Genomic DNA, 12,174 nt, shown 5'->3' with positions numbered 1-12,174 from the left:
CGGCGTCATTCGATTTTAGATTTTAGATTTTAGATTTTGGATTGACTTGCGCGAGATTAATTCGGGGGACGCAAGGATTTTAGATTTTAGATTTTGGATTGACTTGCGCGAGATAAATCACGTGGCGGGTACCACATGAAGAAATTCTTGGTCAATAATTATAATTAAGTTTTTTGGTGAGGAACTCCGTCCTCAAAATAAATCAGTTAATATTTTTTTATATTTTTGAGTTAACTATAAAATCATGACAAACCAGCTCACTTTAGCATGGACAGAAGCTGGGGTGCGCCAAACTCAGACAATTGAAAACGGACAGCCGAGCAAAAATCCGGGAACCGTGAGGATCGGGCGCGATCCGGCGAAGTGCGATATAGTATTTTCGCATCCCAGCGTATCGGGGCTGCACGTTGAAATATTTTTTAATCAGGAATTGCAGGAGTATGCAGTGCGGAATTTGCGCGAAAGCAATCCGCCGCTGGTAGATGGAAAAATTCTCGCCCGAGGCGAAGCAAAATTGAAATCGGGAAGCCACATCCATTTAGGCCAAGTGCAAATTGAGGTGGTGAATGTCACGGAGGTGCAGGTAGCCGCGCCGCAGACAGTTTTGCTGTCTGGGCCTCCCGCACCTGGTAACTTTCAGCCGACGGGGCCTTCAAAATATGGTTTGCAGTGTCCCAAGTGCAGCCGAATTTCGCCTTACGCACAGTTGAATGCGGGGTGTCCGTGGTGCGGTACTTCTTTGGCGGCGGCGGCGAGTGTGATGCTGTCTCCGTGAAAGTTTGAAAAACTCAGATGTTGCACCATTCTCAATTACTTGTTTAGGAACAGGCTTTTCGGCCTGTTCCACAAGAAAATTCATCTATTGTGGAATGGGCCGGAGAGCCCGTTCTTGACAATGGTGCAAGATTTAAGAAAAACGGAAACTCAGGCTATCCGCTAAACACTCTCAACTTCAAAAATCTTTTTTTGCAGAAAGCTCAAAGCCGACGGCTGATGTTTAAAAAATAATCATGAATTCTCAACCCTTGCGCCTGCGACTGACTTGGACAGATACAGCTACGGGGGATTGTCGATCCCCCATACTCGACTTACCCATCGCTTTGGGACGAATTTTTGAAGCTATGCCCGCCACAATCAACGGGAAACGAGTTTCTCGAATTGCCCTCAGCAGCAGTCAAGTTTCTCGCTTTCATGCAGTGATTGGCACCGAAGGTAACAGTATTTTACTGACTGACACGGGTAGCCGCAACGGTACTTTTGTTAACGGCATTCGCCAAACCCGGTGCGTGCTGGCAAACGGCGATATGCTGCAAGTTGGGCCCTACGCGATCGGCATTTCTTTTGCTGTTAATTCCCCTGAAACGCCGTCGGTCAATTCTCACATTTTCTTTAACCCGCAGACCAATGGGCCAGACCCGGCATTGGGGCCGCAAATAATGTCGCAGGTTTCTCAAACAGGTAGTAGGGGAGAATTTCCGCCGATCGCATTTTTGCACGCTTCTCAAGTGTCAATGCGATCGCTCCAATCTATGGGACTCCCTGTGACAGAAGTTGATTGGGCAGCCGTTGGTGGCGGTTTAGGCAGCTTTATTTGGGTGGATTTGCTGAGAATTTGCGGCGTGAAAATCGATCGAATTGCGGTTTTGGGCATGGAAAACCAGCCTTACGCCCGCTACCTGCGTCTGTGCCTGAATTCTCAAATTCCGCTGCGGGAACGCCTACGATCGAATTCTGACTCTTGTCCAGACAACATTTGGGGCTGGCCTCCCTATGCTTTGCGGGAAGCTTGGCAGGAATTGCTCAAAGGGCGTTTGGGGATGTCGTTGAAGTTGATGTGGCAGGTGTTTGCTGAACCGACTTTTGCCGAAACTTATACGCCTCGCGCGGCGAATGTGTTTGATTCTATTGACAGGGAAGTCGATCGAATTGGGTGGAATCAGATGTTTCGCTACGGTAGAGTGCGGGGAATTCGCAAAACAGATGACGGCAGGTACGCGATCGCTTATTCTCGATCGAATGCGGATCACCGCGACCACGCTTTTTTAATCGCCAAATACGTACACTTAGCCACCGGCTATCCCGCCATTCAATTTTTGCCGGACTTGCAAGCTTACCGCGAAAAAACCCAGGATTTTGAGTCGGTTGTCAACGCTTACGAAAAGCACGACGGCGTTTACGAAAAATTGGAGGCCAGCGGCGGCAGCGTGTTAATTAGAGGCCGGGGAATTGTGGCTTCGCGGGTGGTGCAGCGAATTTACGAAGCGCGACAGCGGAACGGCAACATTCAAGTATTGCATTTGATGCGATCGCCCAAACCTCAAGGTAACAAATTTAAACTCGCTGAGCGAAAAGTCGAAAATCACTACGAATTTCAACCTTTCAACTGGCCGAAAGCTTGCTGGGGCGGGGAACTCCGCGTACTTTTGGAACAAGCCGCCCCTGAATTGCGGCCGCAGTTACTCACAGACTGGGGCGGCACTACCACAGCCCAGCGCAGCGACTGGCGGCGGATTGTCAAAGAAGGTTTAAGTCAAGGATGGTATCAAATTACCTTCGGCGAAGTCGAGCGAGTCGAGCGCGACAGTCAAAACCGCACAGTAACGTACATTCAGGAGAAGGAACTCAAGGGGCAAATTAAGTTAGAAGCTGATTTTATTATTGATGCTACGGGTTTGGACGCTAAGGTAAAAACCAGTCCCTTGTTAAACGATTTGGTAGCTCAATATAATCTTCCCCTCAACGGTTTGGGCCGGCTGAGTGTTAACAACGATTTTGAAGTGCCCGAATTGCGGAATTCTTCTGCTAGCAATACAGAAGGCCGTGTATACGCAGCCGGCGCGATTACTTTAGGAGGGCCTTACGCGCCCGTAGATAGTTTTTTGGGCTTGCAATACGCTGCCTTGCGATCGGTTGAAAGTCTGGCAGCCAACCGATCTCCGGGTGTGCGGAAATTGAGCGTTTGGCGATCGTTCGTGCAGTGGTTGAAATGGGTTTTTAATAAATCTCCTGACTAAATTGAAGGAGGAAGTGCGGCAACAAGCAATGTACAGGATTTAATGGATTTAACTGAGATATTGGACTATTCTCAATTAGCCGTAGGGGCGGGTTCGCCAACAGCCTTAAAGCTTGCAAATAGGTTCTATAAACCCGCCCGACCCACGAAAAATCCTCTTATTGATATTGCTGCAAGATGTCATTTTAACGGAGATATTGCACTATTTCAATAAGTTTTTTACGGGCGGGCAGGTTTTTTCCGGGCGGGCAGGATGCCCACCCCACAAGAAAACTCACTCTTTGTGGAACAGGCATCTTGCCTGTTCTTAAAAATGGTAAAAGATGTGAGATTTAACTGATTTAAACGAAGTTCGCCTTCCATCTCAAATCCAAAATCTAAAATCGAGCAACCTTCCCATTCAATCTAAAATCTAAAATCTAAAATCTAAAATCGAGCAACCTTCCCATTCAATCTAAAATCTAAAATCTAAAATCTAAAATCGAACAACCTTTCCATTCAATCTAAAATCTCAAATCTAAAATCTAAAATCTAACAACCTTCCCATTCAATCTAAAATCTAAAATCTAAAATCTAAAATCGAACAACCTTCCCATTCAATCTAAAATCTAAAATCCAAAATCTAAAATCGAACAACCTTCCCATTCAATCTAAAATCTAAAATCTAAAATCTAAAATCGCATGACTCCCACCTTATTCGGTCGCTGGCAAACTCGGTTATTGTTATTTACAACCGTAGGCGTTTTAGTAACGCTGCCCTTTTGTCTGGGTTTAATTACCGCCCAATCAGGATCAAGTTTTTTCTGGATATTAGGGTATGTAGCGATTTTTGGCATCGGCTGGGATGCCTTATATATCTACATCCAGCAGTTTCGCTGGGATAGAGATTGGCCCGGCGCGTTTCAATTACTCGCTGGAATTTGGGAAGCACTTTTTGTGTTATTTTTAATCAAAGTTATCGGTTTGCCGGGGATACCTGCACAAGATTTTGACTTGGGAGCTTTTGCTTTGCATTATAGTTTAGTGTGGCTGGCTATTTATCTGGCGTCGCAAACACTGATGCGGATTTTGTTTCCCCACTGGCGTTTCCGAGGCGGCCAATGGTTTTAATAATAGCTGTAGCGGCGGTTTTTACCAACAATAATCGCCTCAAATTAATAATCTCATAAACCCGCCCCGGTCAATTACCAATTCCCCATGCCCAATTCCCCATGCCCAATTCCCAATTCCCCATCCCCTGTATATTCTCATTTTTTTCAGGTTCAGGCTTCCTCGATCTGGGTTTTGAGTCGATCGGCTTTAATGTAGCGTATGTCAATGAAATTTTCCCACCTTTCATGCAAGCATACCGCTATTCTCGGCAGTGTCTGAATTTACCACAGCCAGAATACGGATATTGCGAAGGAGAGGAAGCAGATGTAACTCGACTGGTAGAGGGAAAACCAGCACTTCATTTGCGGGAATTGATGCAGGATGCCCGCAAGCATCACGATATTGTAGGATTTATCGCGGGCCCGCCTTGTCCTGACTTTTCTATTGGTGGCAAAAACCGGGGTGGGGAAGGAGATAAAGGTCAACTTTCAGCTTCATACATTGAATTGATTTGTCAGCAGCAACCAGATTTCTTTTTATTTGAAAATGTCAAAGGTTTGTGGAGAACCAAAAAACATAAATCTTTTTACGACGAACTAAAACAGCAGTTGGCTGATTCGGGATACGTTTTTGCCGAACGTTTAATTAATGCGATAGAATACGGTGTCCCGCAAGATAGAGACAGAATTATTTTGATTGGATTTAGAAAAAACCTTGTCAGAAATCTGGGCATTTCCCTAGAGGAAAAAAGCCAAATGTTAGCCGAAAGTTTATTTCCTTGGCAAAGTCAGGTATTATATCCCAAATCAGAAATTTTTTCTCATCCTTGGCCTGATAGAACAGCCTTTGCAGGTGATGGTTTCGTGCCTTGTCCTGATGGCATTCACCAAGATTTAACGGTAGAATTTTGGTTCCAAAAAAATGACGTTCTCAACCATCCCAATGCCAAACACTATTTTCAACCCAAAGCAGGCATTAAGCGGTTTGCTTCCGTTGATGAAGGAGATGATTCAAAAAAATCTTTCAAGCGATTGCACCGATGGCGTTATTCGCCAACAGCTTGTTACGGCAATAACGAAGTTCACTTGCACCCTTACAAACTTCGCCGGCTTTCTGTTGCAGAAACACTGGCTATTCAGTCACTGCCAAAAGATTTTGCACTGCCGCCCAAGATGACGTTGACTAATATGTTTAAAACTGTTGGCAATGGGGTTCCTTATTTGGCTGCACAAGGTATTGCCAAAACAATTTTACAATTTTTATCTCACTAAAAAAACAGAATAGCCAGATACCCGACTTCGCAGATTTTGTGGGGGATCTAAAAATATTTGTAGCGATAAGGGGCGTATTGCACACCCTATAAATACTAAAATTCCAAATTACCAGACGTATGTCGTTTAACGCAGAAGTGTTATAATAAAGTGTTAAGGTTGAAAACCTATATTTTTTATTTGCCTGCAATTCGCCATGACCGTTAAACCCCGCCGCTATCACATCACTACTTTCGGATGCCAGATGAATAAAGCCGACTCGGAACGGATGGCCGGCATTCTGGAAAATATGGGCTTTGAGTTCTCGGAAGACCCGAACGAAGCTAGCTTGATTCTCTACAATACTTGCACGATTCGCGACAATGCCGAACAAAGAGTTTATTCTAACCTCGGAAGGCAAGCTCATCGCAAGCGCCAAGAACCGGGTTTAACTTTAATTGTAGCTGGATGCGTCGCGCAGCAGGAAGGTGAAGCGCTGCTGCGGAGAGTGCCGGAATTAGACTTAGTAATGGGGCCACAACACGCTAACCGACTTGAAGATTTGCTGGAACAAGTTTTTGAGGGCAATCAAGTCGTGGCGACTGAAGCTGTTGAAATTATGGAGGATATTACTAAGCCGCGCCGCGATAGCAAGGTGACTGCTTGGGTGAATGTAATTTACGGCTGCAATGAACGCTGCACTTATTGTGTTGTCCCGAATGTTCGCGGGGTTGAACAGTCGCGAATGCCGGAGGCAATTCGCGCGGAAATGGAGGATTTGGGCCGTCAAGGTTACAAGGAAGTAACTTTGTTGGGGCAAAATATTGATGCTTACGGGCGCGATTTGCCGGGGACAAAACCGGACGGCAGCAACCAGCATACTTTGACGGATTTGCTTTATTTTTTGCAGGATGTGCCTGGTGTCGATCGCCTCAGATTTGCTACTAGCCACCCGCGCTATTTTACAGAAAGATTGATTAAGGCTTGTGCTGAATTACCGCAGGTTTGCGAACATTTTCACATTCCTTTTCAGTCGGGAGATAATGATATTTTGAAAGCGATGTCGCGGGGTTATACTCAGGAAAAATACCGCCGGATTATTGATACAATTCGCCGTTATATGCCGGATGCTTCGATTACTGCGGATGCGATTGTCGGCTTTCCTGGGGAGACGGAAGCGCAGTTTGAAAAGACTTTGAAGTTGATCGAAGATGTTGGTTTCGATTTGGTGAATACTGCGGCTTATTCGCCTCGCCCTGGGACGCCGGCGGCTTTGTGGGAAAATCAGTTGAGTGAGGAGGTGAAAGCCGATCGCCTGCAACGGATCAATCATGTGGTGACAACAACGGCGATGGAACGATCGCAGCGCTATTTCGGACGTACTGAAGAGGTTTTGGTGGAAGTCCAGAATCTCAAAGATCCAACTCAGGTGATGGGGCGCACTCGCGGCAATCGTCTCACATTTTTTAAGGGCGATATTGCTGAATTGGCGGGTAAAATTGTGCGGGTTAAAATTACAGATATTCGCGCTTTTAGCTTGACAGGGGAAATGCTTTAAATAGCACCGGAATGAGATAGGGGACGGCTTACTTGTGAACTTTTCTAAGAAGATGTGATTTTTTTTACCGCAGAGAGCGCAGAGGACACAGAGGAAGAGTGGAAGGGAGGAGATAAGTAGTCTTAAAGCGGTTCGTATGTGCCTTAGTTGCGCTCTCTGCGTGTATATTTGTCGAAAAGTCCTAGGAGTAGTGAAAAATGACAATGATGCGGATCGGGCTATTGTTCGGGGGGCGATCGGGCGAACACGAAGTCTCTATTAGTTCGGCGCGGGCGATCGCCCGTGCCCTCGCTGCTGAGGAAAATGCCTCTAAATACGAAGTTCTGCCCTTTTATATCCAAAAAAACGGCCGCTGGCTGTCGGGAACATTACCTCAAGAAGTCTTAGCCACCGGAAAACCTCTGGAAATAGAGGAACAAACAGCAGAAGATGATTCTCCCGCCTCTGGACAGTTTCCTAATTTTAATGCTGTAGATGTTTGGTTCCCTGTTTTGCACGGGCCAAACGGTGAAGACGGTACGGTGCAAGGATTGCTGAAATTATTGCAAGTTCCTTTTGTCGGTTCCGGCGTTTTAGGTTCGGCGCTGGGAATGGATAAAATTGCGATGAAAATGGCTTTTGCTCAGGCTGGTTTGCCGCAGGTAAAATACGTCGCTGTCAACCGTTCCGAAATCTGGTCTAATCCTTGCGTTTTCCCCAAATTGTGCGATAAAATTGAAGCAGAGTTGGGCTATCCTTGCTTTGTTAAACCAGCCAATTTGGGTTCGTCTGTGGGAATTTCTAAAGCTCGATCGCGCGCTGAATTAGAAGCAGCCCTCGACAGCGCCGCCAGCTACGATAGGCGGATAATTGTCGAAGCGGGTGTGGTTGCTAGAGAATTAGAATGTGCAGTTTTGGGTAACGATAATCCCCAAGCTTCAACGGTGGGAGAAATTACTTTTCAAAGCGATTTCTACGATTACGAAACTAAATATACCCAGGGACAAGCCGACTGCTCAATCCCGGCAAAAGTCAGCGGTGCGATCGTCTCGCAAATCCAAGAAATGGCAGTGCAAGCATTTTTGGCTGTAGACGCTGCAGGTTTAGCGCGAGTAGACTTTTTCTACATTGAATCAACCGGAGAAGTTTTGATTAACGAAATCAACACTTTTCCCGGCTTTACAGCTACCAGTATGTATCCGCAAATGTGGGCAGCGGACGGCATTTCTTTCCCTGAATTAGTAGACCGTTTAATTCAATTAGCTCTCGAAAGGCACGGGGAAAAAGGTTGAATTGCGATTTGCAAACCGCTGCCCGGTCAACTGAAAATAAATTATTTTCGCAGGTAATATATCCATACTAGCGGAAACGATATAACATAGTTGTGGCAGGCTCTGCCTGCCAGCAACCCAATTTCCGCTGCGGGTCGAGCAACTGGAAATTTTCAGCAGTCGGGTATAAATAAATACACTATAAAGTGGTTAAGAAAGAAGGGCGAATAGCAGCGCCAATCTCACATCTTGCATCTCAAATTTTAACTCGCTTAACTTAGATGAGACGTTTCACTCAACTGCAGCAGTGGTGGACTTACGGACTGGTATTTCCCCTAGCGGTACTCAACTGCTGGTTAGCCCTCCTAGTCTTTGAATATTTTCGCGCCCTGATTACAGTTTTGGTAGTGGCTACAGTGCTGTCTTTTTTGCTAGATTATCCCGTGCGCTTTCTGCACAGATACGGCTTAAAGCGCGATCGAGCAGTTTTATCGGTATTGTTTTTGACTTTACTGGTATTGGTGGTTTTAGCTATCACTCTGGCTCCCATTCTGCTAAACCAAATCACTGAGCTCGCCACCCGACTGCCGACTTGGATAGTTTCTGGCACAGAACAAATTGAAGCATTCCACAATTGGGCGGAAAATCGCAATCTCCGCATTGATGTTAGCGGTTTGACTACCCAATTGAGCGATCGACTTTCATTTCAATTGCAGTCTCTCACTGGCGAAATTCTCAGATTTGGTTTGGGTGCTGCAGACAGTCTGTTGAATTTCCTCCTCACCATAGTCGTGACATTCTACTTGCTCTTGCACGGCGATCGCGTATGGGAAGGATTATTTAAATGGTTTCCCTCCAAGCTGAGCCTTCAATTGCGAGAGTTGCTGGCGCGAAGCTTCCACAACTACTTCGTCGGGCAAGCAACTTTGGCGGGTTTGATGGGACTGTCTATCACTGTTGCTTTTTTAATTATGCGAGTTCCCTTCGGACTTCTGTTCGGTTTGGGTGTGGGTGTAATGACTATGATTCCCTTCGGGGCACCTTTCAGTATTTGCATTGTCAGTTTGCTAATCACATTAAACAACTTTTGGCTCGGAGTCACAGTTTTAGCTGTCGCTACAGTAATTCAGCAAATAATTGAAAGTGGCGTTGCTCCTCGGTTATTAGGCGGTTTTATCGGTCTCAATCCTGTGTGGATTTTAGTGGCGCTGCTGGTGGGGGTTAAGGTGGCGGGAATAGCAGGTTTGTTAGTTGCTGTGCCGATGGCTGGTTTTATTAAGAATACTGTTGATGTTTTGGAAAGTTCGAGGAAAAAGTCGAGGGAAATCGATTCGGTTAGTTCCATTGAACCGATGGAGCAATAAAATTCCTCCCTAGGTTCAAATTTTAGATTTGAAGAGAGTTTTTGCAGGCTATTTTGACTTAAGGTTTAGTTGGTACTTTAGCTTGAGGCTTTACAGGTTTTTTACTTCCTGCTTTAGGGTGAGGCTTTCCGGTGCTTTAACTGCTGTCCTTCATGGATGCAGGCGGGGTCAAAAACTCCGTTTCTACGTTAACCTCGATCGCTCACAACGAATATTTTGCGTAGAAACCTGGTTTTTTTGAGTGCACGATTGTTGTTGACTTCGGATATCAATCCTGTCAGAAACCTCAGCCTAAAGGCGTGAGGCTTGAAAGAGAAATCTAACAGGCCATTCTGACCAGACTAAGCTTTAAATAGCTACGTTATTTAGGTCACGACACCCGCTTGATGCGAAGCTAGTCCCTTGCTCTGTCGCTAGTGGTTAAACAGTCTTAAGGTCACGCTCGACAGTGCTGCTAGCCGGCGCAAGCCTTTATAACCTTGTCGAAGCTAACTTTACCCCAGAAATGGGAGTTTGGGGCAACCATTCCCCAAAAATCGGAGAGGTTGCATAAAATTCCCTCTCCGACCCCGAAAGGGGATTTAATTCAATGTAAAGCCGTCCTATAAGGACGGGGCTTCAGACCCAGTTTTTTGGTGAAAAGTTCGCGAGAAATGCGGAATATGCGAGCTGGCTACCGTAGTTTGTATTATCGCACTCACACAGCAATTCGCCAGTGCCGACCCAGTTCGATCGCACTCAAAAGCTCGAATCCACAAACAATTTGCCGGCGACTGTCCGGTTTCTACCCCAGCTTGTAGGGTAAACCCCACCAGTCAAGCAGAACTCATAAATGCTTGAATTAAAATTAAAGAACCTTTAGTTGTAATTTAATTACAGTAGGTGCTAAAAATGCAAAATCCTAATTATAACTCTCCCTCTAACTCCCACCAAATCAATACTATGTCAACTAAAAATATGCCTGCTACAACTGTGCGTTCTCGCCGTTCTTCTTTGCCGAAAAAACTGGCTTTTTTATCTCTCATTTTGCTCGGTTCCACCGCAACTGTTGGGTGCAACGCCCTAACTTCTCAAGTTCCTGGAAGTTCTAACGCCATTCAAGCTGAACCTTCAACTACAGCGCCAATCTCAGCATTGCCTGCCAATATACTTCCCTCTCAAGACTCTAATTTTGTCAGTAAAGTTGTGCAGGAAGTCGGGCCGGCAGTGGTGCGGATCAATTCGTCTCGCACGGTGACGAACCAAGTTCCAGATGAGATACCCGAGCAATTCCGCCGCTTCTTCGGTTCAGAATCTCCGATTGCGCCGGGAAATCGGGTAGAAAGGGGTTCAGGTTCGGGTTTTATTTTTGGTTCAGATGGCCGCATTTTGACTAACGCTCACGTTGTTAATGGCGCGGATACGGTGACGGTAAAACTGAAGGATGGCCGCGAATTTGTCGGCAAAGTTTTAGGCGTAGATACAGTTACTGATGTGGCTGTTGTTAAAATAGAAGCTAACAATTTGCCTGTGGTGAGTTTGGGCAAATCTGAAGAGTTACAGCCGGGAGAATGGGCGATCGCGATCGGCAATCCCCTCGGTTTGGACAATACTGTGACTGTGGGAATTATTAGCGCTACAGGCCGTTCTAGCGCCGATGTCGGTGTTCCCGACAAGCGCGTCAGCTTTATTCAAACCGACGCTGCGATCAATCCCGGCAATTCTGGTGGGCCGCTGCTGAACCAGCGCGGTCAAGTTATCGGCATGAATACGGCGATTATTCAAGGCGCTCAAGGATTGGGTTTTGCTATTCCGATCGATCGAGCACAACAAATTGCCAACCAATTAGTAACAGTAGGAAAAGCCGAACATCCTTATCTCGGCGTTCGGATGTTGAGCATTACTCCCGCAATCAAGAGAGAATTTAATCAAAATCCCAACACCAAATTGAGGCTGACTGAAGATAAAGGCGTGTTAGTTTTGGGAGTTGCGAGAAATTCTCCGGCGGCACAAGCTGGAGTTCGCGTTGCCGATGTGATCAAGAGAATCAATGGTGCAGAAGTCAGCGATGCTGGCAGCGTACAGCAAATTGTCGAGAAAAGTACAGTGGGCAGCGATCTGCAGCTTGAATTGAGCCGCGGCGGACAACCTGTTACTGTGGCGGTGAAAGCGGGTGCTTTTCCAGCGGATCAGCAGCGGTAGAATTGTTGATTGAAACTTAGATATTGCACCATTGTCAATAATCCTTTTAGGAACAGGCTTTCCGGCCTGTTCCACAAGAAAATTAATCTCTTGTGGAACGGGCCGGAGAGCCCGTTTTTGAGAATGCTGCAAGAGGTGAGTTTTAATCGGCTTGGTCTGTGAGACGGGGTTTAATCCCCCGTCGGGATGTGGGGGGTACTCATTGTTACCATAATTTATAGAAATCGAACATGAAAACCCCGTGACTTTAGTCCGGGGATGAAAGGGAGAAGGAGGCTTTAGCTTCCCAGTATCTTTCATTAGATATTAGGATTGCAACTTAGGATACAACTCTGTAAAGTCTTGTAAACACTTTGATGATATTAAGCTAGTGCTGTTAGCATAAGAAGAACGTGATGAGGTCGAAGTCATGCTAGTTTTTGAATTCAAAGCATACGGAAAAAAGCAGCAATTTGCCGCTGTAGAC

8 protein-coding genes are annotated in these 12,174 nt (G+C 46.0%); all 8 read left to right on the top strand.

All coding sequences use genetic code 11. The features are described from left to right. Window positions 1-244 precede the first annotated feature (244 nt). The 8 genes from QT984_RS24240 to QT984_RS24205 all read left to right on the top strand — a co-directional run bounded on the left by QT984_RS24240 (window position 245) and on the right by QT984_RS24205 (window position 11,708). Window positions 245-775: an FHA domain-containing protein gene (locus QT984_RS24240; protein ID WP_333057612.1), complete on the top strand. Its 531-nt coding sequence runs from the start codon at window positions 245-247 to the stop codon at window positions 773-775. 235 nt (window positions 776-1,010) lie between these two features. Beyond that, entirely contained in the window at window positions 1,011-3,014 is a 2,004-nt protein-coding gene (locus QT984_RS24235; protein ID WP_333375140.1) for an FHA domain-containing protein, read from the top strand. 680 nt (window positions 3,015-3,694) lie between these two features. Beyond that, window positions 3,695-4,123, top strand: coding sequence for a hypothetical protein (locus QT984_RS24230; RefSeq protein ID WP_333057610.1), 429 nt, complete (start codon window positions 3,695-3,697; stop codon window positions 4,121-4,123). A gap of 101 nt (window positions 4,124-4,224) precedes the next feature. Then, window positions 4,225-5,376, top strand: a complete 1,152-nt coding sequence (locus QT984_RS24225) for a DNA cytosine methyltransferase (protein WP_333312530.1) — start codon at window positions 4,225-4,227, stop codon at window positions 5,374-5,376. Window positions 5,377-5,572: 196 nt separating this feature from the next. After that, on the top strand, window positions 5,573-6,913 hold the full coding sequence (miaB, locus tag QT984_RS24220; protein ID WP_333057608.1) for a tRNA (N6-isopentenyl adenosine(37)-C2)-methylthiotransferase MiaB: 1,341 nt from the start codon (window positions 5,573-5,575) through the stop codon (window positions 6,911-6,913). A 197-nt stretch (window positions 6,914-7,110) separates the two neighbouring features. Continuing rightward, window positions 7,111-8,184, top strand: coding sequence for a D-alanine--D-alanine ligase family protein (locus QT984_RS24215; RefSeq protein ID WP_333312532.1), 1,074 nt, complete (start codon window positions 7,111-7,113; stop codon window positions 8,182-8,184). A gap of 260 nt (window positions 8,185-8,444) precedes the next feature. Beyond that, window positions 8,445-9,527, top strand: a complete 1,083-nt coding sequence (locus QT984_RS24210; protein ID WP_333057606.1) for an AI-2E family transporter — start codon at window positions 8,445-8,447, stop codon at window positions 9,525-9,527. A gap of 942 nt (window positions 9,528-10,469) precedes the next feature. Next, complete coding sequence (locus QT984_RS24205) at window positions 10,470-11,708, top strand: HhoA/HhoB/HtrA family serine endopeptidase (RefSeq protein ID WP_445243078.1); 1,239 nt, start codon at window positions 10,470-10,472, stop codon at window positions 11,706-11,708. The last annotated feature ends 466 nt before the right edge of the window (window positions 11,709-12,174 follow it).

It is taken from the genome of Microcoleus sp. Z1_B2, assembly GCF_036700325.1.
Taxonomy (GTDB): Bacteria; Cyanobacteriota; Cyanobacteriia; order Cyanobacteriales; family Microcoleaceae; genus Microcoleus.
Note: the sequence above shows the minus strand (reverse complement) of the source record. Positions and strands in the feature narration are given on the sequence as shown.

Bases quoted from the DNA above. Each gene is read 5' to 3' on its own strand.
- QT984_RS24240 (WP_333057612.1), top strand. From the start codon at position 245: ATGACAAACCAGCTCACTTTAGCATGGACAGAAGCTGGGGTGCGCCAA.
- QT984_RS24235 (WP_333375140.1), top strand. From the start codon at position 1,011: ATGAATTCTCAACCCTTGCGCCTGCGACTGACTTGGACAGATACAGCT.
- QT984_RS24230 (WP_333057610.1), top strand. From the start codon at position 3,695: ATGACTCCCACCTTATTCGGTCGCTGGCAAACTCGGTTATTGTTATTT.
- QT984_RS24225 (WP_333312530.1), top strand. From the start codon at position 4,225: ATGCCCAATTCCCAATTCCCCATCCCCTGTATATTCTCATTTTTTTCA.
- miaB (WP_333057608.1), top strand. From the start codon at position 5,573: ATGACCGTTAAACCCCGCCGCTATCACATCACTACTTTCGGATGCCAG.
- QT984_RS24215 (WP_333312532.1), top strand. From the start codon at position 7,111: ATGACAATGATGCGGATCGGGCTATTGTTCGGGGGGCGATCGGGCGAA.
- QT984_RS24210 (WP_333057606.1), top strand. From the start codon at position 8,445: ATGAGACGTTTCACTCAACTGCAGCAGTGGTGGACTTACGGACTGGTA.
- QT984_RS24205 (WP_445243078.1), top strand. From the start codon at position 10,470: ATGTCAACTAAAAATATGCCTGCTACAACTGTGCGTTCTCGCCGTTCT.